General features: G+C 49.2%; 25 protein-coding genes. 10 read left to right on the forward strand and 15 right to left on the reverse strand.

Translation table 11 applies throughout. The annotated features are described in order from the left end of the window. Window positions 1–156 precede the first annotated feature (156 nt). Window positions 157–1530, forward strand: coding sequence for a UDP-N-acetylmuramate:L-alanyl-gamma-D-glutamyl-meso-diaminopimelate ligase (gene mpl, locus QUE74_RS26020; protein ID WP_001219783.1), 1374 nt, complete (start codon window positions 157–159; stop codon window positions 1528–1530). 155 nt (window positions 1531–1685) lie between these two features. On the opposite strand, the gene yjgA is transcribed toward mpl, so the two are convergent. Then, the gene (yjgA, locus tag QUE74_RS26025; RefSeq protein WP_000166277.1) at window positions 1686–2237 is read right to left on the reverse strand and encodes a ribosome biogenesis factor YjgA; all 552 of its coding nucleotides are present in this window, start codon (window positions 2235–2237) and stop codon (window positions 1686–1688) included. A gap of 93 nt (window positions 2238–2330) precedes the next feature. Between yjgA and pmbA the strand changes: the two genes are divergently transcribed. Continuing rightward, complete coding sequence (gene pmbA / locus QUE74_RS26030; protein WP_001162173.1) at window positions 2331–3683, forward strand: metalloprotease PmbA; 1353 nt, start codon at window positions 2331–2333, stop codon at window positions 3681–3683. A gap of 52 nt (window positions 3684–3735) precedes the next feature. Next, on the forward strand, window positions 3736–4122 hold the full coding sequence (gene cybC / locus QUE74_RS26035) for a cytochrome b562 (protein ID WP_001232246.1): 387 nt from the start codon (window positions 3736–3738) through the stop codon (window positions 4120–4122). Window positions 4123–4166: 44 nt separating this feature from the next. On the opposite strand, the gene nrdG is transcribed toward cybC, so the two are convergent. From nrdG to treR, 5 genes are all read right to left on the reverse strand, one after another. Beyond that, complete coding sequence (nrdG, locus tag QUE74_RS26040) at window positions 4167–4631, reverse strand: anaerobic ribonucleoside-triphosphate reductase-activating protein (protein ID WP_001106232.1); 465 nt, start codon at window positions 4629–4631, stop codon at window positions 4167–4169. A gap of 157 nt (window positions 4632–4788) precedes the next feature. Continuing rightward, window positions 4789–6927, reverse strand: a complete 2139-nt coding sequence (gene nrdD / locus QUE74_RS26045; RefSeq protein WP_000187805.1) for an anaerobic ribonucleoside-triphosphate reductase — start codon at window positions 6925–6927, stop codon at window positions 4789–4791. A gap of 393 nt (window positions 6928–7320) precedes the next feature. Next, on the reverse strand, window positions 7321–8976 hold the full coding sequence (gene treC / locus QUE74_RS26050; RefSeq protein ID WP_001355107.1) for an alpha,alpha-phosphotrehalase: 1656 nt from the start codon (window positions 8974–8976) through the stop codon (window positions 7321–7323). A 49-nt stretch (window positions 8977–9025) separates the two neighbouring features. Next, a complete protein-coding gene (treB, locus tag QUE74_RS26055) occupies window positions 9026–10447 on the reverse strand; it encodes a PTS trehalose transporter subunit IIBC (RefSeq protein ID WP_001355108.1) in 1422 nt (473 codons plus the stop codon). A 118-nt stretch (window positions 10448–10565) separates the two neighbouring features. Beyond that, window positions 10566–11570 (reverse strand): trehalose operon repressor TreR, encoded by a 1005-nt coding sequence (gene treR / locus QUE74_RS26060; RefSeq protein WP_274540867.1) that lies wholly within the window; start codon window positions 11568–11570, stop codon window positions 10566–10568. A 125-nt stretch (window positions 11571–11695) separates the two neighbouring features. On the opposite strand from treR, the gene mgtL reads away from it, so the two are divergent. Both mgtL and mgtA read left to right on the forward strand, forming a co-directional pair. Continuing rightward, the gene (gene mgtL, locus QUE74_RS26065; RefSeq protein ID WP_001387276.1) at window positions 11696–11749 is read left to right on the forward strand and encodes a mgtA regulatory leader peptide MgtL; all 54 of its coding nucleotides are present in this window, start codon (window positions 11696–11698) and stop codon (window positions 11747–11749) included. Window positions 11750–11889: 140 nt separating this feature from the next. Further along, window positions 11890–14586 carry a magnesium-translocating P-type ATPase gene (mgtA, locus tag QUE74_RS26070; RefSeq protein WP_000471877.1) on the forward strand — a complete coding sequence of 899 codons (2697 nt, stop codon included), beginning with the start codon at window positions 11890–11892 and terminating at the stop codon, window positions 14584–14586. A 44-nt stretch (window positions 14587–14630) separates the two neighbouring features. Here the strand turns inward: mgtA and QUE74_RS26075 are convergent, their stop codons facing one another. The 7 genes from QUE74_RS26075 to bdcA all read right to left on the reverse strand — a co-directional run bounded on the left by QUE74_RS26075 (window position 14631) and on the right by bdcA (window position 18679). Beyond that, window positions 14631–15086 (reverse strand): transposase, encoded by a 456-nt coding sequence (locus QUE74_RS26075; RefSeq protein WP_001130088.1) that lies wholly within the window; start codon window positions 15084–15086, stop codon window positions 14631–14633. Between the two features lie 66 nt (window positions 15087–15152). Further along, complete coding sequence (ridA, locus tag QUE74_RS26080) at window positions 15153–15539, reverse strand: 2-iminobutanoate/2-iminopropanoate deaminase (RefSeq protein ID WP_000047539.1); 387 nt, start codon at window positions 15537–15539, stop codon at window positions 15153–15155. Window positions 15540–15611: 72 nt separating this feature from the next. Beyond that, complete coding sequence (gene pyrI / locus QUE74_RS26085) at window positions 15612–16073, reverse strand: aspartate carbamoyltransferase regulatory subunit (protein WP_000148577.1); 462 nt, start codon at window positions 16071–16073, stop codon at window positions 15612–15614. A gap of 12 nt (window positions 16074–16085) precedes the next feature. Continuing rightward, window positions 16086–17021, reverse strand: a complete 936-nt coding sequence (gene pyrB, locus QUE74_RS26090) for an aspartate carbamoyltransferase (protein WP_000013046.1) — start codon at window positions 17019–17021, stop codon at window positions 16086–16088. Between the two features lie 3 nt (window positions 17022–17024). Further along, on the reverse strand, window positions 17025–17159 hold the full coding sequence (pyrL, locus tag QUE74_RS26095) for a pyr operon leader peptide (protein WP_001296693.1): 135 nt from the start codon (window positions 17157–17159) through the stop codon (window positions 17025–17027). A gap of 280 nt (window positions 17160–17439) precedes the next feature. After that, entirely contained in the window at window positions 17440–17835 is a 396-nt protein-coding gene (locus QUE74_RS26100) for a RidA family protein (protein WP_000230254.1), read from the reverse strand. 130 nt (window positions 17836–17965) lie between these two features. Further along, on the reverse strand, window positions 17966–18679 hold the full coding sequence (gene bdcA / locus QUE74_RS26105) for an SDR family oxidoreductase (RefSeq protein ID WP_000500711.1): 714 nt from the start codon (window positions 18677–18679) through the stop codon (window positions 17966–17968). Between the two features lie 70 nt (window positions 18680–18749). Between bdcA and QUE74_RS26110 the strand changes: the two genes are divergently transcribed. The 3 genes from QUE74_RS26110 (at window position 18750) to QUE74_RS26120 (ending at window position 21730) form a co-directional block, all read left to right on the forward strand. Continuing rightward, window positions 18750–19343, forward strand: coding sequence for a TetR/AcrR family transcriptional regulator (locus QUE74_RS26110; protein ID WP_000256677.1), 594 nt, complete (start codon window positions 18750–18752; stop codon window positions 19341–19343). Between the two features lie 144 nt (window positions 19344–19487). Continuing rightward, window positions 19488–19940, forward strand: a complete 453-nt coding sequence (gene tabA / locus QUE74_RS26115) for a toxin-antitoxin biofilm protein TabA (RefSeq protein WP_286331877.1) — start codon at window positions 19488–19490, stop codon at window positions 19938–19940. A 122-nt stretch (window positions 19941–20062) separates the two neighbouring features. Next, window positions 20063–21730 carry a DNA-binding protein gene (locus QUE74_RS26120; RefSeq protein ID WP_000036518.1) on the forward strand — a complete coding sequence of 556 codons (1668 nt, stop codon included), beginning with the start codon at window positions 20063–20065 and terminating at the stop codon, window positions 21728–21730. Window positions 21731–21787: 57 nt separating this feature from the next. Here QUE74_RS26120 and argF read toward each other — a convergent pair whose 3' ends face one another. After that, the gene (gene argF / locus QUE74_RS26125) at window positions 21788–22792 is read right to left on the reverse strand and encodes an ornithine carbamoyltransferase (RefSeq protein WP_000012912.1); all 1005 of its coding nucleotides are present in this window, start codon (window positions 22790–22792) and stop codon (window positions 21788–21790) included. Window positions 22793–22953: 161 nt separating this feature from the next. Here argF and rraB point away from each other — a divergent pair, with 161 nt between their 5' ends. After that, complete coding sequence (gene rraB, locus QUE74_RS26130; RefSeq protein WP_000002959.1) at window positions 22954–23370, forward strand: ribonuclease E inhibitor RraB; 417 nt, start codon at window positions 22954–22956, stop codon at window positions 23368–23370. A gap of 144 nt (window positions 23371–23514) precedes the next feature. Here the strand turns inward: rraB and QUE74_RS26135 are convergent, their stop codons facing one another. Beyond that, complete coding sequence (locus tag QUE74_RS26135; protein WP_001059402.1) at window positions 23515–24018, reverse strand: GNAT family N-acetyltransferase; 504 nt, start codon at window positions 24016–24018, stop codon at window positions 23515–23517. Between the two features lie 192 nt (window positions 24019–24210). Here QUE74_RS26135 and QUE74_RS26140 point away from each other — a divergent pair, with 192 nt between their 5' ends. Further along, window positions 24211–25407 (forward strand): YjgN family protein, encoded by a 1197-nt coding sequence (locus QUE74_RS26140; protein WP_000079650.1) that lies wholly within the window; start codon window positions 24211–24213, stop codon window positions 25405–25407.

Genomic DNA, 25407 nt, shown 5'->3' on the forward strand with positions numbered 1-25407 from the left:
TTATGGAGTAAAGCGACCGCAACAATCTTAACAAATAATCTCAATGTCGCGCTCAGGTGAATCGCGCCAGCAAATTACGGATTATCCTGAAATGCGTTTCTCACTTGCCCGACATATGCGTAAAATGAGCGGCAGATTAAAAAAGGATAGTGACGTATGCGCATTCATATTTTAGGAATTTGTGGCACATTTATGGGCGGTCTGGCGATGCTGGCGCGCCAGTTAGGCCATGAAGTAACGGGTTCGGACGCCAATGTGTATCCGCCGATGAGCACCTTACTTGAGAAGCAAGGCATTGAACTGATTCAGGGTTACGATGCCAGCCAGCTCGACCCGCAGCCGGATCTGGTGATCATTGGCAACGCCATGACCCGTGGAAATCCGTGTGTGGAAGCGGTACTGGAAAAAAACATCCCTTATATGTCTGGCCCGCAGTGGCTGCACGATTTTGTGCTGCGTGACCGCTGGGTGTTGGCCGTTGCCGGTACACACGGCAAAACCACCACCGCGGGAATGGCGACCTGGATTCTGGAACAGTGTGGCTATAAACCGGGTTTTGTGATCGGCGGTGTTCCGGGGAACTTTGACGTTTCGGCACGTTTAGGCGAAAGCGACTTCTTTGTTATCGAAGCGGATGAGTATGACTGCGCCTTCTTCGACAAACGCTCTAAATTTGTCCATTACTGCCCGCGTACGCTGATCCTCAACAACCTTGAGTTCGATCATGCCGATATCTTTGACGACCTGAAAGCGATCCAGAAACAGTTCCACCATCTGGTGCGTATCGTTCCGGGGCAGGGGCGTATTATCTGGCCGGAAAACGACATCAACCTGAAACAAACCATGGCGATGGGCTGCTGGAGCGAGCAGGAGCTGGTGGGCGAGCAGGGGCACTGGCAGGCGAAAAAGCTGACCACTGACGCTTCCGAATGGGAAGTCTTGCTGGATGGCGAAAAAGTGGGCGAAGTGAAATGGTCGCTGGTGGGCGAACATAATATGCATAACGGCCTGATGGCGATTGCGGCGGCCCGTCATGTTGGCGTAGCGCCGGCAGATGCTGCTAACGCGCTGGGTTCGTTTATTAACGCTCGTCGTCGTCTGGAGTTGCGCGGTGAAGCAAATGGCGTGACGGTGTATGACGATTTTGCCCATCACCCGACGGCGATTCTGGCAACGCTGGCTGCGCTGCGCGGCAAAGTTGGCGGTACGGCGCGCATTATTGCCGTGCTGGAACCGCGCTCAAACACCATGAAAATGGGGATCTGCAAAGACGATTTGGCACCTTCATTAGGTCGTGCCGATGAAGTCTTCCTGCTGCAACCGGCGCATATTCCGTGGCAGGTCGCAGAAGTGGCAGAAGCCTGCGTTCAGCCTGCACACTGGAGTGGCGATGTTGATACGCTGGCAGATATGGTGGTGAAAACCGCTCAGCCTGGCGACCATATTCTGGTGATGAGCAACGGCGGTTTTGGTGGAATTCATCAGAAACTGCTGGATGGGCTAGCGAAGAAAGCGGAAGCCGCGCAGTAATTCGGCCTCAGCCTGATATAGTGTGTGTAGGCCGGATAAGGCGTTCACGCCGCATCCGGCATTTGAGCATAGTGCCTGATGCGACGCTTGATGCGTCTTATCAGGCCTACAGGTGCACCGCATCCGGCAAACCATACTCACATCAACAACGAAAATTACCCTTCGTTTTCCGCTAACTCACGCAGATACTGGAAAATCTGGCGCGCGGATTTCGGCGGCTTATTCCCTTCTTTCTCTTTCTTCGCGTTGCGGATCAGAGTTCGCAGTTGCTGACGATCGGCATCGGGCCACAGATTCAATACTTCAGCGATGGCGTCATCACCTTGCTCGATCAGACGATCGCGCAGGTTTTCCAGTTTATGGAACAACACCACTTGCTGGTTGTGGCGGTTTTTCAGCTTATCCAGCGCCTGACGGATCGGTTCTACGTCGCGCTGGCGCAGCATCTTACCGATGAGCTGCAACTGGCGGCGGCGACCTTCCATCTTAATACGCTGGGCGAGCTCAATAGCCGCGCGCAGATCCGCGTCTAACGGGATCTTATCCAGCGCGTTTTTCCCCAGATCAACAATTTCTGCGCCAAGGCGTTTTAGCTCCTCGGCATCACGTTTAATTTCACTTTTACTGACCCAGATAATTTCATCGTCTTCGTCTTCGATGTCATCACCGGGAACGTCGTCGAGCCAGTCTTCGGGCTGCTTAGTCATCTCAGGCTCCTTAAAAAAAGAGGCTAATGTTACCAGTTAAGATGCGCACTGAAAAACGGTTCTCTGTTAGACTTCAGAGAAACTCTCTACATTATGGCACTTGCAATGAAAGTAATCTCTCAAGTTGAAGCGCAGCGCAAGATTCTGGAAGAAGCAGTTTCCACTGCGCTGGAGTTGGCCTCAGGCAAATCGGACGGTGCGGAAGTTGCCGTCAGCAAGACCACCGGCATTAGCGTTAGCACGCGATATGGCGAAGTGGAGAATGTCGAATTCAATAGCGATGGCGCGCTGGGGATCACTGTTTATCACCAGAACCGCAAAGGCAGCGCATCGTCTACCGATTTAAGTCCGCAGGCCATTGCCCGCACCGTACAGGCAGCGCTGGATATTGCCCGTTATACCTCGCCAGATCCCTGTGCCGGCGTGGCAGACAAAGAGCTGCTGGCCTTTGACGCGCCGGATCTCGACTTGTTTCACCCTGCGGAAGTTTCCCCGGATGAAGCTATTGAACTGGCGGCTCGCGCAGAACAGGCAGCATTACAGGCGGACAAGCGTATTACCAATACCGAAGGTGGCAGTTTTAACAGCCACTACGGCGTAAAAGTTTTTGGCAACAGCCACGGCATGTTGCAGGGTTATTGCTCAACGCGTCATTCACTCTCAAGCTGCGTAATTGCCGAAGAAAATGGCGATATGGAGCGTGATTACGCCTACACCATTGGTCGCGCGATGAGCGATCTGCAGACGCCAGAGTGGGTCGGGGCCGATTGTGCTCGTCGTACTTTATCGCGCCTGTCACCGCGTAAACTTTCCACCATGAAAGCGCCGGTAATTTTTGCCAATGAAGTGGCAACCGGACTTTTTGGGCATCTGGTGGGGGCGATAGCGGGTGGATCGGTTTACCGTAAATCCACCTTCCTGCTGGATTCGCTGGGTAAACAAATTCTGCCGGATTGGCTGACCATTGAAGAGCATCCGCATCTGCTGAAAGGACTGGCATCTACACCATTCGACAGCGAAGGTGTGCGCACCGAGCGCCGCGATATCGTCAAAGATGGTATCCTGACTCAGTGGCTGCTGACCAGCTATTCGGCGCGGAAACTGGGGCTGAAAAGCACCGGACATGCGGGCGGTATTCACAACTGGCGGATTGCCGGGCAAGGGCTAAGCTTCGAACAAATGCTCAAAGAGATGGGCACCGGGCTGGTGGTGACGGAGCTGATGGGCCAGGGCGTGAGTGCCATTACCGGTGATTATTCCCGTGGTGCTGCGGGCTTCTGGGTAGAGAATGGCGAAATTCAGTATCCGGTTAGCGAAATCACCATCGCAGGTAATTTAAAAGATATGTGGCGCAATATTGTCACCGTCGGTAACGATATTGAAACACGCAGCAATATACAGTGTGGTTCTGTGCTGTTGCCGGAGATGAAAATCGCCGGGCAGTAAAAAAAGGCGCGACCTGCCGCGCCAAATCTTAATAAGAAAAAGGAAGTGAGCAATGCGTAAAAGCCTGTTAGCTATTCTTGCAGTCTCCTCGTTGGTATTCAGTTCGGCGTCGTTTGCCGCTGATCTTGAAGACAATATGGAAACCCTCAACGACAATTTAAAAGTGGTCGAAAAAGCCGATAACGCGGCGCAAGTCAAAGACGCGTTAACCAAAATGCGCGCAGCGGCGCTGGATGCGCAAAAAGCAACGCCGCCGAAGCTCGAAGGCAAATCGCCAGACAGCCCGGAGATGAAAGACTTCCGCCACGGTTTCGACATTCTGGTCGGTCAGATTGACGACGCGCTGAAGCTGGCTAATGAAGGTAAAGTAAAAGAAGCGCAGGCTGCCGCAGAGCAACTGAAAACGACCCGCAACGCCTATCACCAGAAGTATCGTTAATTCCTTATTTCCCTGTTGCCTGCACTCAGGTAACAGGGAACTTATCATCGCAAATGATGCACCACCTGATTGCTGCTGCCGCGCCAGATCAGGGAAGGGTCTTTTAGATCCTGCATAAATTTGCCGTCGACCAGCACGTTAATCAAATCAACAACCTGCATTTGCGCAGCGTTGAGTTCGTCGAGTTTATAGCCTGTCCACACCCAGATGTCTTTACCCGGACATTCGGCGCGGATGCGTTGTACCAGTTTCAGAATATCCGGCACGTTTTGCGGATGCAGCGGATCGCCGCCGGAGAGGGAAATACCCTGGCGTTTGATGCGGGTGTCGTTCAGATCGTTAATGATCTGGTCTTCCATTGCTTTGGTAAATGGCTGACCGGAATTTACCCGCCAGGTGCTTTTGTTATAGCAACCGGGGCATTCATGAACACACCCGGAGACAAACAGGGTGCAGCGAGTGCCGGGACCGTTGACGATGTCGACAGGATAGTACTGATGATAATTCATTATTTCGCCTGGCTTATCAGTCCGCGTGTAGGCGGTATCAGGCAATCAACGCCTGATGCGACGCTGTTGCGTCTTATCAGGCCTACAGCCGTTGCCAAATGTAGGCCGGATAAGGCGTTTACGCCGCATCCGGCATTTGCTTAGCGCAGAGTGAAGATTAACCGATCTGCCCATTTCCCAAATGTTTAACGCGGCGCTTAACTTCTTCCTGCTTACCAGCGTTAAACGGACGCGCATCCGGGCTACCTAAATATCCGCACACGCGGCGAGTCACCGACACACGGGAGGCGTCATGGTTACCGCATTTCGGGCAGGTGAAGCCTTTACTGGTGCACTCAAACTCACCGGTAAAACCACACTCGTAACACTCATCAATCGGCGTATTGGTGCCGTAATACGGTACATGCTGATAGCTGTAATCCCAGACATCTTCCAGCGCCTTCAGGTTGTGCTGAATGTTTGGATATTCGCCGTAGCAAATGAAGCCACCGTTCGCCAGCGGCGGGTAAGGCGCTTCAAAGTCGATCTTGTCGTACGGGTTCACCTTCTTCTCCACATCGAGGTGGAAACTGTTGGTGTAGTAACCTTTATCAGTCACGCCCGGCACCACGCCAAACTCTGCGGTATCGAGACGGCAGAAGCGGTCGCACAGGTTTTCACTTGGCGTGCTGTAAAGGCTAAAACCGTAACCCGTTTCTTCTTTCCACTGATCCACCGCCTGACGCAGACGTTCAACAATGGCGATACCTTTCGCGCGCAGCTGCTCGTTGTCATACACATGCTCGCCGCCAAACAGCGCGTTAATGGTTTCGTGGATGCCGATGTAACCCAGCGAAATAGACGCACGACCGTTTTTGAAGATTTCAGAAACGTCGTCGTCAGCATTCAGACGAACGCCACAAGCACCTTCCATATAGAGGATCGGGGCCACGCGCGCTTTAACGCCTTCGAGACGAGCGATACGGGTCATCAGCGCCTTACGTGCCAGCACCAGACGTTCATCCAGCAGCTTCCAGAAGGTGGCTTCATCGCCTTTCGCTTCCAGAGCAATGCGCGGCAGGTTCAGGCTGATCACGCCGAGGTTGTTACGACCATCGTGGATCTGTTCGCCGTTTTCATTTTCCCACACGCCGAGGAAGCTACGGCAGCCCATCGGGGTTTTAAACGAACCGGTGACTTTCACTACCTGATCGTAGTTCAGGATATCCGGATACATGCGCTTGCTTGCGCACTCCAGCGCCAGCTGTTTGATGTCGTAGTTCGGATCGCCTTTTTTATGGTTCAGGCCATCGCGAATCGCAAACACCAGTTTCGGGAACACCGCAGTTTTGCGGTTTTTACCGAGGCCCGCGATACGGTTACGCAGGATAGACTCCTGAATCAGGCGAGACTCCCAGCTGGTGCCCAGACCAAAACCAAAGGTCACAAACGGTGTTTGACCGTTGGCGGTGTGCAGGGTGTTTACTTCGTACTCCAGCGACTGGAAGGCATCGTAGCACTCTTTGATGGTACGAGAGTTAGCGTAACCTTCGGCGTCCGGGATATTCCACTCTTCTGCGGTCTTGCGGTGTTTGTTGTAGCTGGCGGTGACAAACGGTGCCAGCACTTCATCGATACGGTTAATGGTGGTGCCGCCATAAATATGACTGGCGACCTGAGCAATAATCTGCGCAGTTACCGCGGTTGCCGTAGAGATCGACTTCGGTGGTTCAATCTCGGCGTTCCCCATCTTAAAGCCCTGGGTCAGCATACCTTTCAGGTCGATCAACATGCAGTTGAACATCGGGAAGAACGGCGAGTAATCGAGATCGTGATAGTGAATATCGCCACGCTCATGCGCCTGCACCACGTCACGCGGCAGCAGGTGCTGACGTGCATAGTGTTTAGCCACAATCCCGGCCAGCAGGTCGCGCTGGGTTGGAATCACCTTGCTGTCTTTGTTGGCGTTTTCGTTGAGCAACGAGGCGTTGGTCTGCTCGACCAGACCACGGATCTCCTGATTCAGGCGACCGCGTTTTTCACGTTCAATGTCGCGATCGTGACGGTACTCGATGTAAGCACGAGCCAGTTGTTTGTATGGACCCGACATCAGCTGGTTTTCAACGGCGGTCTGGATCTCGTTGATATCCACCTGGCTGCGGCCCTGCATCTGCTCGCTGACAACCGCGGCAACAGTGGCGCAATAATCTGCATCATCGACTTCCGCTGCTTTAGCTGCACGCAGAATCGCTTCTTTGATGCGCTCTGATTTAAACGGCACTTTGCAGCCGTCTCGTTTCATCACATGCGGTGTCATGATCGCTCCATATTTTTAAGAACAGGTTATCCACAGAAATTGGGAAAGGTGTTTTCCGGTTTTTTCGTTTCGTTTTCCGGCGCTTTCCGCAATCGCCATCCGCTTATCCACAACGCCGCACCTTTTTCGTGGGGAGTTGTAGTAGCAATTATAGTCGATTAATACAACATATTGGGTCGGGACGCATTTTAAAGTCTATATATAGTGCTTTGCATCAAGGATGTTTGAACTTTTTTTGATGTAGCTCAAAGTAAAAAGCAGAGCGTACGGATGACGGGCGCTACAGCGTTATGTAAATTTTTTAATGAATTTTTTGATTATAAAATCAACAAAAACAACATGCTGAAAGGCAAAACCCCGGAATGACCAGTATTACCGGGGCTTAGCGGATACTTACTTCTGTAACCACCAGACGGCCTCAAAAGGCCGTAAAGTCATGGCACAGGGTTGTGCTGAGGCTTCTTCGTAGTTATGCACCAGCAACTGCCAGTTGCCGCGCATTTGCCCTGGCTGCCAGGGTTGGGTCTCACGGCTAAGGTTGGCAATGACCAGCAAGGTTTGCCCCTTCCATTCACGGCGATAGCACCACAATACAGGGCTGTCTGGCAGCAGATCCTGGTAATTGCCCCATGTCAGGACGGCTTCTTGCTTACGCAGTGCGATTAACTTTTGGTAGGTGTAAAACACCGAGGACTCATCGGCCAGCGCGGCTTCTACGTTGATTTCTTGATAGTTATCGCCCAGGCCAATCCACGGTTCACCCGTTGTAAACCCGGCATTATCGCCGTTGCTCCATTGCATTGGCGTGCGACTATTGTCACGGGATTTACTGGCGAGGATTGCCAATAACTCCTCGGCGTCACGCCCATCGTTGCGCAGTTCGGCAAACATATTGAGGCTCTCCACGTCGCGATAGTCAGTAATGCGCGTGAAATGTGGGTTAGTCATGCCAATCTCTTCGCCCTGATAGATATATGGCGTTCCCTGCATGCCATGCAGCACCATCGCCAGCATTTTTGCCGCAGGTTCGCGGTAGTCCCCTTCATCACCAAAACGAGAAACAATGCGCGGCTGATCGTGGTTACACCAGAACAAGGCATTCCATGCCACGTTGTGCATTCCTTGTTGCCAGTGGCGGAACAATGCTTTCAACCCCACAAAGTCAGGTTTAGCCAGCGTCCATTTTTCACCACCGGGATAATCGACCTTCAGGTGATGAAAATTAAAGGTCATCGACAATTCACTGCCTGTTAGTGCCGCGTATCGCTGGCAATGCTCAAGGCTGGTGGAGGACATTTCACCCACGGTCATTAAACCGCGAGGCGTAAACACATCGCGGTTCATCTCATGCAAAAACTCGTGTGCTCGTGGCCCGTCGGTGTAGAAGCGACGCCCATCGCCATCCAGGTCATTAGGAAAACGCAGATCTTTAGAGATCAAATTCACTACATCCAGGCGTAACCCGTCGACCCCGCGATCGGCCCAGAACTCACAGACTTTTTTCAGCTCGGCGCGTACCGCCGAATTCTCCCAGTTGAGATCCGCCTGTTCTGGTGCAAAGAGATGCAAATAGTACTGTTCGCTTTCCGCATGCCAGCGCCACGCACTACCGCCAAATTTTGAACGCCAGTTATTCGGTGGCGTTTCTGGTTCACCATCGCGCCAGATATAAAACTGGCGGTAAGGGCTTTCTTTGCTCAGCGCCTCACGAAACCAGGCATGTTGGGTAGAAGTATGATTAAACACCATATCGAGAATGATACGAATGCCGCGCGATTTCGCCTGCGTCACCATTTCGTCAAAATCGTCCAGCGTACCGTAAGTGGGATCTATCGCCGTATAGTTCGCTACGTCGTATCCGTTATCGACCTGGGGAGAGACATAAAAGGGGGTTAGCCAGATAGCATCGACGCCCAGTTTATGCAGATAGTCCAGGCGTTGGATAACGCCACGTAAATCGCCGGTGCCGCTGCCCGTGGTGTCCTGAAAACTCTTGGGATAAATCTGGTAGATAACGCCGTTTTGCCACCAGTGGGGAAGATTCGTCATTACGTTATTCCTGCAAATGCGAGGGGGCGCAATTGCGCCCCGAAGAAAATTAAACAATGTCCAGCGTACCCAGGCGGTATTTCCGCTGGTAGATAAATGAGGTGAGTACAATCGGGATGATGATGGCGATAGCCATTGCCAGCGCAAACACTTGCCAATAGCTCGGTTGAATAGAGAGAATTCCCGGCAGGCCGCCTACGCCGATGCCATTCGCCATAACGCCGTTCAGACCACATAGCAATCCAGCCAGACCAGAACCAATCATCGCGCACAGCATCGGGAAGCGATATTTCAGGTTGATGCCGTACATTGCAGGCTCAGTGACCCCAAGCCAGGCGGAGATAGCGGCAGGTACGGAGATCTCGCGTTCATTGCTCTTGCGGCTGGAAATGATAATGCCTATCACGGCGGAGCCCTGAGCGATATTCGACAGCGCAATAAGCGGCCATACTGGCGTGCCACCCATGCTTTGAATCATCTGCAAATCTATAGCAAGCGTGGTCTGGTGTACGCCGGTGATCACCAGCGGTGCGTAAAGGAAGCCAAACAATGCCGCACCAATGGGGGCAAAGCTGCCGGTCATCAGGTGACGCACCGCAAAGGCAACGCCATCGCCAATCATGCGACCAAACGGACCGATCAGCGCATGGGCGAGGAAGACCGCGAGGATCAGCGAACAGACCGGCACCACCACCAGATAGAGGTAATCCGGCACGATACGCTTAAGGCGAGTTTCTATCACGCCCAGCGCCAGCCCGGCTAACAATGCCGGAATAACCTGTGCCTGATAGCCCACTTTGGCGATGCTGAACATGCCAAAGTTCCATACTTCCGGCAGCTGCTGCCCGAGCAGATAAGCGTTCATCAACTGTGGGGAAACCAGCGTCACGCCAAGCACGATACCGAGGATCGGCGTGCCGCCCATTTTTTTCACCGCTGACCAGCAAATTCCGACCGGCAGGTAGAAGAAGATCGCTTCACCGATCAACCATAGAAAATCGTAGATCGTTTGCAGGGAAGGGTATATTTGCGCCAGCGTTTGACCGTTGCTCATGGGCAAATCGCCGATCACATTGCGAAAACCGAGGATCAAACCACCACTAATCAACGCGGGCAGCAGCGGGAAGAAGATCTCCGCGAAATGAGAGATCAACTGCTCATGCCATTTCATATTCTGCCGGGCGGCTTTTTTCACCTGCTCTTTATCAACCTGCGCCTGTCCGGTCGTCGCTATCAGCGCTTGATAGTAATCACCCACGTTGGTGCCAATTACCACCTGAAATTGCCCGGCATTGGTGAAACAGCCTTTCACCATGGGGAGTTGCTCAATTTCTTTCGGTCTGGCATTGGCCGGTTGGTTGAGGACAAAGCGCAGGCGAGTAATACAGTGGCTCACCGTCGCAATGTTGCCGCGCCCGCCGACCAGTTCAATCAACCGATCGATATCCGTTTGGTTTATTTTGCTCATCATAAAGCCCCATGGCAGATGACATTTTTGGTTGGCTGCAGAATATAGTGCGCGGAAAAATTTAAAAACGGGAACGTTCCCGAAACGCAGCGAAGATCACAATTTATCGTTCAGGAAACGATCAGGACAGGGTGGCGGGGATGATGATTTGTTGCGGTTCGCTGCGCCCGGTTACCTGCGCGATCAACTGGCAGGCCGCCTGGCGTCCAGCTTCGGCGTAACCTGGGTCAACGGTGACGATCTCCGGATGGAGGAATTTCATTAACGGCGTATTACCGACGCTCGCCAGTTGCAAGGTGTCGATGCGTTGCTCTTGCAGGTATTTACTTGCGCCAAGTGCCAGCGTGTCGGTTGCGCACAGTAACGCGGTAGTTTCAGGCGTAATCACTTTTGCTACGTTCTCATAGCCTTGCTTCATCGCAAGGCCTGGCAGAGCGGCAACGGGATGCAGTTTATGCGCTTTGCAGAACACCAGGTAGGCTTCGTGACGTCGCTTACCGGTCGTCACGTCACTATGCGGCACGCCGAGATAACTGATATTACGATGTCCCTGGTCATACAGCCGTTGCATCAGGATTTTGATTGCCCCTTCGTCGTCATAACAGACCGAAGCAAAGCCTTTTGCGTCACGCGCCAGCAGAACCAGCGATGACTGCCAGTGGGCTAACATGTCTTCGGTTATGCCGGTAAAACCGAACAGCACTACGCCGTCGATATTACGCCGTTTCAGCACCCCCAAATGTTCGGCAACTAATTGCGGAGAAAACTGACTTTCCATCATGATCGGGTCGTAACCTTGTTCATAGAACGCTGGCAGCATGGTTTGGACGGCGAGATTTTCTGACAACGAATCCAGACGGGTCACGATGATGGCGACGACTTTGTCGCTTTGCCCACGCATAGCGCGTGCGGAGCGGGAAGGGGAAAATCCATGCTGATTCATCACTGCTTCCACGCGCTCGCGCGTGCGCTGACTCACGCCGCTTTCGTTATTCAGCACTCGGGAAACCGTAGATTTCCCCACGCCGCTTAAGCGCGCGATGTCTTTGATGGTCAGCCGATTTTGCATCCTGTTGTCCCGTAATTGCGTTTCATTATTTGAGCCTAACTTTACCCGTGCATTCAGCAATGGGTAAAGTCTGGTTTATCGTTGGTTTAGTTGCCAGTAGGTATTATATCGCCATAAATGCCACGAATATTATTGGATTCTCCTTATTATTTGCGGCGCTTTTTTCACTTACCGGAGGTTATATGGAACCTGATCCCACGCCTCTCCCTCGACGGAGATTAAAACTTTTCCGGTAAGCCCGTCTTTTCACGGCGTTACCGGATGCGTAAGGCCGTGACGTTTTAACGTCCCAGCTCAGCTTTATTACCTTCAGGTAAGGCTTCGCCACGCCTGAAGACATTTCTGCACTGTTTCAGACAGTGCGGAGGGACTCCTTATGTTTAAAGAAATTTTTACCCGGCTCATTCGCCATTTACCTTCCCGTCTGGTTCATCGCGATCCATTGCCTGGCGCGCAGCAGACAGTGAATACGGCGGTCCCGCCGTCCTTAAGTGCGCATTGCCTGAAAATGGCAGTGATGCCAGAACAGGAATTATGGAAAACGTTCAATACCCATCCGGAAGGGTTAAATCAGGCGGAAGTGGAATCTGCCCGCGAACAACATGGTGAAAATAAATTACCCGCGCAACAACCGTCGCCGTGGTGGGTGCATTTATGGGTCTGCTATCGCAACCCCTTTAATATTTTGCTCACCATTCTCGGTGCTATTTCTTACGCCACGGAAGATTTATTTGCCGCAGGTGTTATCGCGCTAATGGTCGCTATTTCTACGTTGCTGAACTTTATTCAGGAAGCTCGTTCCACCAAAGCGGCAGATGCCCTGAAAGCGATGGTCAGCAATACCGCGACGGTGCTGCGCGTAATTAACGACAAAGGCGAAAATGGCTGGCTGGAGATCCCGATCGACCAGCTGGTGCCCGGCGATATTATAAAACTGGCGGCGGGGGATATGATCCCGGCAGATTTACGTATCTTGCAGGCGCGGGATCTGTTTGTCGCTCAGGCGTCGTTAACCGGTGAGTCTCTGCCCGTGGAAAAAGCTGCTACCACTCGCCAGCCGGAGCACAGCAATCCGCTGGAGTGCGACACCCTGTGTTTTATGGGCACCACCGTGGTAAGCGGCACGGCACAAGCAATGGTGATTGCTACAGGAGCCAACACCTGGTTTGGTCAACTGGCGGGGCGTGTTAGTGAGCAGGAAAGCGAGCCGAATGCCTTTCAGCAAGGGATTAGCCGCGTCAGTATGCTGCTGATTCGCTTTATGCTGGTGATGGCTCCGGTGGTGTTGCTGATCAACGGTTACACCAAAGGTGACTGGTGGGAAGCGGCACTGTTCGCACTTTCGGTCGCGGTAGGCTTAACGCCAGAAATGTTGCCGATGATTGTCACTTCGACGCTGGCGCGTGGTGCCGTAAAGCTGTCGAAACAGAAAGTGATCGTCAAACATCTGGATGCCATTCAGAACTTTGGCGCTATGGATATTCTGTGCACTGATAAAACCGGCACCCTGACGCAGGATAAAATTGTGCTGGAGAATCATACCGATATCTCCGGTAAAACCAGCGAACGCGTGCTGCATAGCGCGTGGTTGAACAGTCATTATCAGACCGGACTTAAAAACCTGCTTGATACAGCGGTGCTCGAAGGTACGGATGAAGAGTCAGCGCGCTCGCTGGCCAGTCGTTGGCAAAAAATTGATGAGATTCCGTTTGATTTCGAGCGTCGCCGGATGTCGGTGGTAGTGGCAGAGAATACCGAACATCATCAACTGGTTTGCAAAGGCGCATTGCAGGAAATCCTCAATGTGTGTTCGCAGGTGCGTCACAATGGTGAGATTGTGCCGCTTGATGACATCATACTGCGTAAGATTAAGCGCGTTACTGATACGCTGAATCGTCAGGGGCTGCGCGTGGTTGCGGTGGCGACGAGATACCTGCCAGCACGTGAAGGGGATTACCAGCGGGCGGATGAATCCGACCTGATCCTCGAAGGATATATTGCTTTCCTTGATCCGCCGAAAGAGACAACAGCTCCGGCACTGAAGGCATTAAAAGCGAGTGGCATTACCGTGAAAATCCTTACTGGCGACAGCGAGTTAGTGGCGGCGAAAGTGTGCCATGAAGTGGGACTGGACGCGGGAGAGGTGGTCATTGGTAGTGATATTGAAACGCTATCTGACGACGAACTGGCAAATCTTGCACAGCGCACCACGCTGTTTGCTCGCCTGACGCCGATGCATAAAGAACGCATCGTGACCTTGCTAAAGCGCGAAGGGCATGTGGTTGGCTTTATGGGCGATGGTATTAATGATGCGCCCGCCTTACGCGCTGCGGATATCGGCATTTCTGTGGACGGTGCGGTAGATATTGCCCGTGAAGCGGCTGATATCATCCTGCTGGAAAAAAGCCTGATGGTGCTGGAGGAGGGGGTTATTGAAGGACGCCGGACTTTCGCCAACATGCTGAAATACATAAAAATGACGGCGAGTTCTAACTTCGGTAATGTGTTCAGCGTGCTGGTGGCGAGTGCTTTCTTGCCCTTCCTGCCGATGCTGCCTTTACACTTACTGATCCAGAACCTGCTGTACGATGTGTCACAGGTGGCGATCCCGTTTGATAACGTCGACGACGAGCAAATTCAAAAGCCGCAGCGTTGGAATCCGGCGGATTTGGGGCGCTTTATGATCTTCTTCGGACCGATCAGTTCGATCTTCGATATTCTGACGTTTTGCCTGATGTGGTGGGTATTCCATGCCAACACGCCGGAAACGCAAACGCTGTTCCAGTCGGGCTGGTTTGTGGTGGGCTTACTGTCGCAAACGCTGATTGTGCATATGATCCGTACCCGTCGTGTACCGTTTATTCAGAGCTGTGCATCGTGGCCGTTAATGATCATGACCGTGATTGTGATGATAGTCGGGATCGCATTGCCGTTTTCGCCGTTGGCCAGTTATCTGCAACTGCAGGCGCTGCCGTTAAGCTATTTCCCGTGGCTGGTTGCGATTCTGGCAGGGTATATGACGTTAACCCAGCTGGTGAAAGGGTTCTATAGCCGTCGTTACGGCTGGCAGTAAGCAAGTGATGAAGCTGGCCTGAAATACTCTTTCAGGTCAGTCTGTTACGAAAACACTTGAATAAAAAAATAGATTACTGCAAAAATAAAAAAACAAATAAACGTCCAGCTCAAATTATAAAGGGCGCTATAGCTGTTATTAACAGAACGAGAGAGAAAAATGTCTTCTTTTTTTATATGTCTGGCGGAGATGTTGCGATACAGGCGGATATAATAAACACAATAGAGTAATAAAGGCGGTATTGCCCATCCACCTGTAGGTTTACCAAATATAAGCGTGAGTATAATGACGATAGCAATGAAAAGCAGAAAGACGATCTGTGCTTTAGATTCTATTTTTTTTAATTCGCTTCTGATGCCGTCAGCGTGCTGTTCTTGCCAGCGCCGCAGCGTGTTAACGCTAAATTGATAGTGTTCACAAAGCTCCTTATTAGATGCCCCCTCTTTTGACTGCTGTAAAATTTCAGCAATTTGCTTATCTGTGAAACGGGATTTAGCCATCTTCAACCCTCCGTGGTTGAATCAGATAATCCAGGCGCGAAACCTGGATTATCTTTTTGAAAGAGATTAGCGACGAACAGCGATCGCTTCGATCTCAATCTTCACGTCTTTCGGCAGACGGGCAACTTCAACGCAAGAACGCGCCGGGAAGGTGGCGTTGTGTTCGGTGAAGAAGGCTTCGTATGTAGCGTTTACGGTTGCGAAGTCGTTCAGATCTTTCACAAACACGGTGGTTTTAACGATATCGCCCACTTTCAGGCCAGCGGCTTCGACGATCGCTTTTACGTTATCCAGCGACTGACGTGCCTGTGCAGCGACGTCTGCCGGTACTTCGCCGGTTTTCGGGTTTACTGGGATCTGACCGGAGGTAATGATCATATTGCCCAGATCAACGCCCTGTACGTAAGGACCGATAGCTGCCGGTGCATTTTCCGTCGCGATAGTTTTGCTCATGATTTCTCCTTTATTACAGCGGTAAAAAGTCTGGCTCATTATAGGGAGCCAGACTTTTATTACCAACCGCAATTAATTGGCCAGCACCACATTATGGGAAAACTCTTTTTCACAGTATTTGCATTTGAGCGCGATGTCATTGGCGCGTTTTCGTACTGCAAAGCTGGAAGAAACCGGTTCGGCATGGCTGATACAGTTGCTGTTCGGGCAGACCAGCACATTGTCGATGTGCTCCGGCAGGCTGGGGCGCGATTTGCCCACCACTTCATAGTTGTCGATACGGTTAACCGTGGCTTGCGGCGCATACAATGCCAGTTGGTCTACCTGATCTTCACTCAAAAAGGTATTTTCGATTTTGATCAGATCTTTACGCCCCATCTCACCAGAAGGCAGATTCAGGCCGATGGTAATACGCTGATCTGTCTCGGTAAGCTTGAACAGACTCAACAGCTTAAAACCGATCTGGGCGGGGATATGGTCAATTACCGTGCCGCGTTTAATAGCTTCAACCTGCAATTTATTATCGTGTGTCATCTCTATTTCCCCTTACAGTACCAGATCGCGATTCAGAACCAGTGCCAGTAACGCCTGGCGAGCGAAAATTCCGTTGCCTGCTTGCTGGAAGTACCAGGCGTGCGGTGTTTTATCAACATCGGTGGCAATCTCATCGACACGCGGTAGCGGATGCAGCACTTTCATATTGGCTTTGGCGTTGTGGAGATCGCTGGCGCGAAGAACAAACTGTGCTTTCACGTTGGCATATTCGGACGGGTCCAGACGCTCTTTTTGCACGCGAGTCATATACAGAATGTCCACTTCCGCCATCACTTCTTCAATGGAGCTGTGCAGACTCCAGGCGATCCCTTTTTCATCGAGCATATCCAGGATGTATTGCGGCATTGCCAGCGCGTCCGGCGCGATGAAGTAAAAACGGTTGCCGTCGAACTTCGCTAACGCCTGGGTCAGAGAGTGAACGGTGCGGCCATATTTCAGGTCACCAACCATTGCGACGTGGAGATTGTCCAGACGCCCCTGGGTTTCCTGAATGGTGAATAAGTCCAGCAAGGTTTGTGTCGGATGTTGGTTGGAGCCATCACCGGCATTCAGTACCGGTACATTGCCGGAAAACTCGGTGGCCAGACGCGCTGCACCTTCCTGCGGATGACGCATCACTATCGCATCGACGTAAGTGCTGATAACCGAAATGGTATCGGCCAGCGTTTCGCCCTTTTTACCCAGTGATGTATTGGCGCTGTCGGAGAAGCCCACCACGCTGGCACCCAGGCGGTGCATGGAAGTTTCGAAAGAGAGGCGGGTACGGGTAGAGGCTTCGAAGAAACAGCTGGCAATGACTTTGTGCTTCAACAGCTCTGGTTGCGGGTTTGCTTTCAGTTTCGCCGCTGTCGCCAGCACCAGATTAAGGTCATCGCGACTAAGGTCGTTTATGGAAATGATATGTTTCTGATATAGCGGATTAGCCATCTTTTATCTCCTGACGCCTGGGCAAAAAAAAGCCCCTCGATTGAGGGGCTGGGAATGGGTGATCAACGGGAAGAAAAACGGCAGGCCAGCGTCTTTTTTCAGACGTGGTAAGACAAAATGTCGAACACACTGAACCATACATCCTCCCGGCAAATTGTCCGGCATTATACTCATCGTCAGAAGCGGTGCAAGCATTTGATGCAATATTTTGTCTGCGCAAACGGTTTATTTGAATTATAAGTCAAAATATATGCATTTTTATTTGATGTGATTCTGGAGGAGAACTGTCGTTCGGTATCAATAATTGCAGACATTTCCTGCTTTTTTCTTTTTCACTTTCACGCAATCAGATATGCATTTTATTCCATTCATCCGACTTATAGGGCGGAGTGTGAAAACGAACGGCTAACACTATTGCTTACTGCGCAGGGATGCGCGCTATCACTTTAATTTCAAAATCAAAGCCTGCCAGCCAGGTAACACCCACCGCCGTCCAATTTGGGTAAGGTGGGGCGCTAAATATTTCATTTTTGACTGTCATGATGTCTTCAAATTGTTTTTCCGGATCGGTATGAAAGCTCGTCACATCAATGATATCGTCAAAAGTGCATCCCGCAGCTGCCAGGGTCGCATGCAAATTATCAAATGCCAGTCTGACTTGTTGCTGAAAATCGGGTTCAGGTGTTCCGTCTTCTCGACTTCCTACTTGCCCGGAAACAAACAGCAAATCGCCGGAACGGATAGCCGCAGAATAACGATGTTCAGCATACAGTGAATGTCGGCCAGCAGGGAAAACAGCGTTTCTTTCTACCATTTGGTTATCCTCAAGATTTACGACATGAACAGAAGATTTATATTTACCGGGAGCCGCTTTTAGGGGACGACGTGAGTAAACAAAACCCAGACATCATGGATAATGGCTGGGCTTAATTGAGCGTAGTCGGTTATGCGCCAAACGCGCCATCAATGGTATGCATCGCACCGGTAACAAAACTGGCTTCTGGCCCTGCTAACCATGCGACCATACCAGCGACCTCTTCCGGTTGCCCATGTCTTTTGATAGCCATAAAACCATGCAACATATCGCGCATTGGCCCGTTGGCGGGATTCGCGTCGGTATCAATTGGCCCTGGCTGGACGACGTTGATGGTGATCCCACGCGGTCCAAAATCACGGGCCAGCCCGCGCGCCATACCTTGCAGGGCAGATTTACTGGCGGCATAAGCAGCCATGCCTGCAACAGGCATACGATCGCCATTCACGGAGCCGATGATTAAGATGCGCCCGCCTTCGGGCATCTGCCGGGCGGCTTCAACAGAGGCATGGTAAGGAGCATGAATATTGATTTTGAAAAGGCGATCAATATCGTCGGCATTTAATTCCAGGGCATCGCCAAAGACGCCAATACCTGCATTTACCACCAGGATATCCAATGCACCGCTCTTACGAACGACATCAATGACAGCGTCTCTGTCAGCACTATCTGTGAATACTGCTGTCGCTCCCGTCTCTTGTGCCAGGCGTTCAGCGGCATCTTTCGACCCCGCATAGGTGAATCGTACATTGGCCCCATCGGTGACGAAACGACGTACGATAGCAGCACCGATTCCACGACTGCCACCGAGGATGAGAACTGTCTTACCTGTAAAAGCGCCCATAAGGACTCCTTGATTTATTATGTAACATGCATTACAAAACTGTTTTAACTTTCTGTCAACAAGTTTTGTAATGGTCACTAAAAAACAATCTCGCGTTCCAGGTCGTCCCAGACGTTTCGCTCCTGAGCAGGCAGTCTCTGCGGCAAAAGTGCTTTTTCACCAAAAAGGTTTCGATGCTGTCAGTGTTGCTGAAGTTACTGATTATCTTGGTATTAACCCCCCGAGCCTCTACGCGGCTTTTGGCAGTAAGGCTGGGTTATTTAGCCGTGTACTCAATGAATATGTCGGTACGGAAGCTATTCCGCTTGCCGATATTCTTCGTGATGATCGTCCGGTAGGCGAGTGCCTGGTTGAGGTATTAAAAGAAGCGGCGCGCAGATATAGCCAAAACGGCGGCTGCGCTGGCTGTATGGTTCTTGAAGGTATTCATAGTCATGATCCACAAGCGCGTGGTATTGCCGTTCAATATTATCACGCCGCAGAAACAACCATTTATGACTATATCGCAAGGCGGCATCCACAAAGCGCACAATGTGTGACTGATTTTATGAGTACCGTGATGTCTGGGCTTTCTGCGAAGGCACGAGAGGGGCACTCCATCGAACAACTCTGTGCAACAGCTGCCCTGGCGGGGGAAGCGATAAAAACTCTTCTCAAGGAGTGATGCTGGCCTTGATCCGAAAGGCGGGAACGCGCCTGCCGATAAGTTGTGATAAGACAATAATTCACGCGTTAAGGCTGGCGGAATTGATCATCTTTTCGTATAACGATAGAAATGAAACATTGTTTTAATTAAGGAGTGGAAAAGATGATCATCGGAAATATTCATAATCTTCAGCCGTGGCTACCCCAGGAGTTACGCCAGGCGATTGAGCATATCAAAGCAAACGTTACGGCAGAAACGCCCAAGGGCAAGCACGATATCGAAGGCAATCGTCTGTTTTATCTTATCTCGGAAGATATGACCGAGCCGTACGAACCTCGCCGTGCGGAGTACCATGCCCGCTATCTCGACATTCAGATTGTGTTAAAAGGTCAGGAAGGCATGACCTTCAGCACGCAACCTGCAGGCACCCCGGATACCGACTGGTTAGCAGACAAAGACATCGCATTTTTGCCGGAAGGCGTTGATGAGAAAAAAGTTATCCTTAATGAAGGTGATTTTGTTGTGTTTTATCCGGGGGAAGTGCATAAACCGCTGTGCGCAGTGGGCGCGCCAGCCCAGGTTCGCAAAGCAGTAGTGAAGATGCTGATGGCGTGATGACTTTTCGCCGTAAATAACTCCAGGTTTACGGCGAGTTTGTGAAAAGAGCGTTTTTTGATATTTTTTTGTGAGTAAAATTTGTAATGCTTAGACGTTCTTATTAACTCAAGGAGTTCGTCATGAGCAAAATATCAGATTTGAATTATTCTCGACACATTACATTAGCCGACAATTTTAAACAAAAAAGTGAAGTTTTAAATACCTGGCGTGTTGGAATGAATAATTTTGCCCGTAATGCCGAGGGGCAGGATAATACAAGAAATATCCTTGATCCTAAGACATTTTTGGAGTTTTTGGTAAAAATATTTACCCTGGGTTATGTGGATTTTAGCAAACGCTCCAACGAAGCGGGAAGAAATATGATGGCTCATATTGAGTCCTCATCTTATATCAAAAATAATGATGGCAGTGAGATAATGAAGTTTGTTATGAATAATCCTGAAGGGGAACGAGCGGATTTATCTAAGGTGGAAATAGAAATTACACTTTCCACTATCACTACTATGGGAACTCGTCAAGGACATACGGCTATTATATTTCAACAACCTGATGGTTCGACTAATCGTTATGAAGGAAAGTCCTTTGAAAGAAAAGATGAGAGTTCATTACACCTGATTACTAACAAGATTCTGGCGTGTTACCAACGCGAAGCTAACAAGGAAATAGCTCGTCTATTAAATATTCCGCAGGAGTTAAATAATTCTCATGGCTTAAATAACTCGCAGGTGAGTTGTAAAGGTTCAGTTGATTCTACGATTACGGATTTATTAGAAAAACCATTGAATAATGCATTATTAGCAATAAGGAAAGAACATCTGCTATTAATGCCTTATGTATGTAATGAATCGATTTCATACTTGCTGGGTAAAAAAGGGATACTGAAAGAAATAGATGACCTTAACGTATTAAATAATTATATTATTAATAATAAAAAAGCTACTGACAATGAAATTAATGACATCAAAGTTAACCTGTCTCATATTCTTATTGATTCCTTAGATGATGCAAAAGTTAACCTTACACCGGTCATCGATTCGATTCTGGAGACTTTTTTAAAATCCCCATATATTGATGATGTAAGAATACTGGATTGGTGTTTTAATAAAAGCATGCAATATTTTGGTGATTCTGCAAAGATAAAGCATGCATGCTCTGTGATAAATCATATTGATTTTAGCCGCGATCAATCTAAAGATTTTAGCTGCGATCAATCTAAAATTAAAATAGCTGAGACCTTATTTTTCAATCTCGATAAAGAACCCTATAAAAATAGCCGTAAATTACAGGAATTGATTTGGGATAAGTTGGTTGCATATGTCAATGATTTTAACTTAAGCAATCAAGAAAAATCACGCTTAATACTAAAGTTATTTGATGATGTTAAGTTGCTATTTAATGAAGTGCCTGTCAGCATTTTAGTAAATGATATTTTTTTGAAGGGTTTTTTCATGAAGCAACCTGATTTTGCTAAGTGGTACTTCTATCAATTACTTAAGTGTTATGAGGGCGAACAGCTGTATCTTAATGAGTTAGGATATGTTTATGGTGATGAAGAAAAAACAAAAGAAATTGTAAATAAATTTCCGGGTTATGTCGTTAAGATTTTTGAAGAAAAGATGGTTAATGAATTAAAAATTAGAACAAGAATGATGGAAGTCCTCCGGGATGGGAAAATCAATATATATAATTATATTAATGAAAAACAGTTAGAAAAATTAAATCCTCCGGAAAATTTACGAACAGTAATAGAAAAATGGGGGTGGAAGGATAGAACTCACACTGCATAAAATAATATGATGCCGGGATATTTTTTGTATTTCCCGGCATCTTTATAGAGATGTCAATTATTTACTGAGCGTCGCGACCATCACCGCTTTGATGGTATGCATGCGGTTTTCCGCCTGATCAAATACAATGCTGGCGGGAGATTCGAAGACCTCATCAGTCACTTCCATTCCGCCATGTAGGCCAAACTCTTCCGCCATTTTTTTGCCAAGCGTCGTTTGGTCGTCATGAAACGCGGGCAGGCAGTGGAGGAATTTGACCTCCGGGTTACCGGTCAACTGCATCATCTTGCTGTTCACCTGATAATCACGCAGTAATGCAATGCGTTCAGCCCATTTTTCTTTTGCTTCACCCATCGACACCCATACATCGGTATAGATAAAGTCAGCACCTTCAACTCCTTTAGCTACATCTTCCGTCAGCGTAATATTCCCGCCATTTTGTTGTGCCAGGGCGCGGCATTCCGTAACCAGCGCAGCTTCTGGCCAGCACGCCTGTGGCGCGACCAGACGCAAATCCAGACCGGTAAGCGCTGCAGCTTCGAGCATCGAATTGCCCATGTTGTTACGTGCGTCACCTGCATAGACCAGCGTCATTTCGTTGAACGCTTTGCCGGGCAAATGCTCCTGCATGGTGAGGAGATCCGCCAGCAGCTGCGTGGGGTGAAACTCATTGGTCAGGCCGTTCCATACCGGCACGCCAGCGTATTCCGCCAGTGTTTCGACAATCTCCTGACCATAGCCGCGATACTGAATACCGTCATACATGCGACCAAGCACGCGGGCAGTGTCTTTAATCGACTCTTTATGACCAATTTGGCTGCCGCTTGGACCGAGATAAGTAACGCGAGCACCCTGGTCATATGCGGCAACTTCGAAAGAGCATCGGGTACGGGTCGAGTCTTTTTCGAAGATGAGCGCGATGTTTTTACCAGTGAGTTTGGCTTCTTCTTTACCGCTTTTCTTATCGGCTTTCAGCTTCGCGGCTAACTGCAGCAGGCTGTTAAGTTCAGCTGGCGTGAAATCGAGTAATTTCAGGAAATGCTTATGATAAAACCCGGACATAGATCCCTCCTGTGGCTAACGCCTAAATGAATTAAAATTCAATTTATATGTATGGTTATTCATTTGCAAGTCTAAAGCATAAATCTTTATCACAAAGGTGGAGGCAATGTCAGTGGTGTGTGACAATAAGAGTATCGGCAGGACATTAAGAGGAATGAGCCATGGCAAACCCGGAACAACTGGAAGAACAGCGTGAAGAAACACGTTTAATTATTGAAGAATTACTGGAAGATGGCAGCGATCCAGATGCGCTGTACACCATTGAGCACCATCTTTCCGCAGACGACCTTGAAACGCTGGAGAAAGCAGCGGTAGAAGCGTTTAAACTCGGATATGAAGTCACCGATCCGGAAGAACTGGAAGTAGAGGATGGTGATGTGGTGATTTGCTGCGACATCCTCAGCGAGTGCGCGTTGAATGCCGATCTGATCGATGCCCAGGTTGAACAACTGATGACGCTGGCAGAGAAATTTGACGTTGAGTACGACGGTTGGGGCACTTACTTTGAAGATCCTAACGGCGAAGATGGCGACGATGAAGATTTTGTCGATGAAGACGATGACGGAGTTCGCCACTAATTAAGCGTAGCGCATCAGGCCCAGGTAGTTCCTGCAACCTGGTGAATTTGTTGCCCGGATAAGGCATTCATGTCACATCCGGCATAAACAAAACGTACGTTGTTAATGTTCGAATGCCCGCGAGTTGAACACGCGGGCATTTTTTTAGAGTTCGCGCAACATCCGCACTTCACAATCGACATGGCCCGTGCAGCCAAGCGCATAGTCGATATGCTCAAAGCCCAAATGCTCATAAAGCGCAATGGCTTCCTTTAAAAAAGCTGTCGTTTCCAGATAGCAGCGTTTGAAACCCATCTCTCGCGCCTGCTCCATCGCCATTAAGGCCAGTTTTTTTGCCAGCCCTTTGCCGCGGATAGCCGGAAGAAAATACATCTTTTGCAGTTCGCAAATGTCCGACTCACTCCCGGTTAATGGCGCTATCCCACCGCCGCCGACCACTTCACCCTCGTACTCAACTACCCAATATGCATGGCCAGGCTGACTATACACTTGATACAGCTCGTCAAGATTCGGATCGGCGACGGTGTAGCCTTTATCAGCGGTAAGACCGTATTCGGCGGATACCTGACGAATGACGCGGGCGATAGCAGGATTATCCTGCAGCGTCAGGCGACGCATTACAGGTGATTGCGGCGCAATGTTATTCATAGTTTAACCCAATAAAAATAAAGTAATTATACATTTGTTTAATACCACTCTCTTCTTACGTGCGCAAGCGACTTATAAAGTAATAAAGTTTTTGCCAGTCTATTACTGATAAGAGTATTGTAACGTGGCAGAACATTTTACTGTCTGTATATATAAGTTATATCAATGGATTTTTTAATTCAGGGATTTTTTATGGCTCAAGTTATTAATGAAATGGATGTTCCGTCCCATTCGTTTGTTTTTCATGGTACAGGTGAGAGGTATTTTCTTATTTGTGTGGTGAATGTGTTGTTAACGATTATAACGTTAGGTATCTATTTACCATGGGCATTAATGAAATGTAAGCGTTATCTTTATGCTAATATGGAAGTTAACGGACAACGATTTTCTTATGGAATTACCGGTGGGAATGTTTTTGTTAGTTGTCTTGTTTTTGTTTTTTTCTATTTCGCAATCTTAATGACAGTGTCAGCAGATATGCCGCTTGTTGGTTGTGTTTTGACTTTGTTACTGTTGGTTTTGCTTATATTTATGGCAGCAAAAGGACTGCGTCATCAGGCCTTAATGACCAGTCTCAACGGCGTAAGATTTAGTTTTAATTGCTCTATGAAAGGGTTCTGGTGGGTGACCTTTTTCTTGCCGATTTTAATGGCCGTTGGGATGGGGACTGTTTTCTTTATCTCGACAAAGATGCTACATGCCAATAGTTCAAGTAGTGTTATTATATCTATGGTTCTGATGGCAATAGTTGGTATTGTTTCCATTGGTATTTTTAATGGTACTTTATATAGTCTGGTAATGAGTTTTCTCTGGAGCAATACCAGTTTCGGTATACATCGTTTCAAGGTGAAATTAGATACTACGTATTGTATAAAATATGCCATTCTCGCATTTTTAGCTTTATTGCCTTTTCTCGCTGTTGCTGGTTATATTATCTTCGATCAAATATTAAATGCGTATGATAGTTCTGTATATGCAAATGATGACATTGAGAATTTACAGCAATTTATGGAAATGCAACGTAAAATGATAATCGCGCAGTTAATCTATTATTTTGGGATTGCTGTTAGCACCAGTTATTTAACGGTGTCGTTGCGAAACCATTTTATGAGCAACCTATCACTGAATGATGGGCGTATTCGTTTTCGCTCAACTTTAACGTACCACGGTATGCTTTATCGCATGTGTGCGTTGGTGGTGATATCCGGGATTACGGGCGGTCTGGCTTATCCACTGTTGAAAATATGGATGATTGACTGGCAGGCAAAAAATACGTATTTGCTGGGCGATTTGGATGACCTTCCTTTAATCAATAAAGAAGAACAACCAGATAAAGGCTTCTTAGCCAGTATTTCTCGGGGAGTTATGCCTTCTTTACCATTTCTGTAA

The organism is Escherichia sp. 10290, assembly GCF_030295155.1.
GTDB classification, from domain to species: domain Bacteria; phylum Pseudomonadota; class Gammaproteobacteria; order Enterobacterales; family Enterobacteriaceae; genus Escherichia; species Escherichia coli_F.

What these genes read in the sequence shown, in the direction of transcription:
- mpl (WP_001219783.1), top strand. Translation starts at nt 157, where the DNA reads ATGCGCATTCATATTTTAGGAATTTGTGGCACATTTATGGGCGGTCTG.
- yjgA (WP_000166277.1), bottom strand. Translation starts at nt 2,237, where the DNA reads ATGACTAAGCAGCCCGAAGACTGGCTCGACGACGTTCCCGGTGATGAC.
- pmbA (WP_001162173.1), top strand. Translation starts at nt 2,331, where the DNA reads ATGGCACTTGCAATGAAAGTAATCTCTCAAGTTGAAGCGCAGCGCAAG.
- cybC (WP_001232246.1), top strand. Translation starts at nt 3,736, where the DNA reads ATGCGTAAAAGCCTGTTAGCTATTCTTGCAGTCTCCTCGTTGGTATTC.
- nrdG (WP_001106232.1), bottom strand. Translation starts at nt 4,631, where the DNA reads ATGAATTATCATCAGTACTATCCTGTCGACATCGTCAACGGTCCCGGC.
- nrdD (WP_000187805.1), bottom strand. Translation starts at nt 6,927, where the DNA reads ATGACACCGCATGTGATGAAACGAGACGGCTGCAAAGTGCCGTTTAAA.
- treC (WP_001355107.1), bottom strand. Translation starts at nt 8,976, where the DNA reads ATGACGAATCTTCCCCACTGGTGGCAAAACGGCGTTATCTACCAGATT.
- treB (WP_001355108.1), bottom strand. Translation starts at nt 10,447, where the DNA reads ATGATGAGCAAAATAAACCAAACGGATATCGATCGGTTGATTGAACTG.
- mgtA (WP_000471877.1), top strand. Translation starts at nt 11,890, where the DNA reads ATGTTTAAAGAAATTTTTACCCGGCTCATTCGCCATTTACCTTCCCGT.
- QUE74_RS26075 (WP_001130088.1), bottom strand. Translation starts at nt 15,086, where the DNA reads ATGGCTAAATCCCGTTTCACAGATAAGCAAATTGCTGAAATTTTACAG.
- ridA (WP_000047539.1), bottom strand. Translation starts at nt 15,539, where the DNA reads ATGAGCAAAACTATCGCGACGGAAAATGCACCGGCAGCTATCGGTCCT.
- pyrI (WP_000148577.1), bottom strand. Translation starts at nt 16,073, where the DNA reads ATGACACACGATAATAAATTGCAGGTTGAAGCTATTAAACGCGGCACG.
- pyrB (WP_000013046.1), bottom strand. Translation starts at nt 17,021, where the DNA reads ATGGCTAATCCGCTATATCAGAAACATATCATTTCCATAAACGACCTT.
- pyrL (WP_001296693.1), bottom strand. Translation starts at nt 17,159, where the DNA reads ATGGTTCAGTGTGTTCGACATTTTGTCTTACCACGTCTGAAAAAAGAC.
- QUE74_RS26100 (WP_000230254.1), bottom strand. Translation starts at nt 17,835, where the DNA reads ATGGTAGAAAGAAACGCTGTTTTCCCTGCTGGCCGACATTCACTGTAT.
- bdcA (WP_000500711.1), bottom strand. Translation starts at nt 18,679, where the DNA reads ATGGGCGCTTTTACAGGTAAGACAGTTCTCATCCTCGGTGGCAGTCGT.
- QUE74_RS26110 (WP_000256677.1), top strand. Translation starts at nt 18,750, where the DNA reads ATGGTCACTAAAAAACAATCTCGCGTTCCAGGTCGTCCCAGACGTTTC.
- tabA (WP_286331877.1), top strand. Translation starts at nt 19,488, where the DNA reads ATGATCATCGGAAATATTCATAATCTTCAGCCGTGGCTACCCCAGGAG.
- QUE74_RS26120 (WP_000036518.1), top strand. Translation starts at nt 20,063, where the DNA reads ATGAGCAAAATATCAGATTTGAATTATTCTCGACACATTACATTAGCC.
- argF (WP_000012912.1), bottom strand. Translation starts at nt 22,792, where the DNA reads ATGTCCGGGTTTTATCATAAGCATTTCCTGAAATTACTCGATTTCACG.
- rraB (WP_000002959.1), top strand. Translation starts at nt 22,954, where the DNA reads ATGGCAAACCCGGAACAACTGGAAGAACAGCGTGAAGAAACACGTTTA.
- QUE74_RS26135 (WP_001059402.1), bottom strand. Translation starts at nt 24,018, where the DNA reads ATGAATAACATTGCGCCGCAATCACCTGTAATGCGTCGCCTGACGCTG.
- QUE74_RS26140 (WP_000079650.1), top strand. Translation starts at nt 24,211, where the DNA reads ATGGCTCAAGTTATTAATGAAATGGATGTTCCGTCCCATTCGTTTGTT.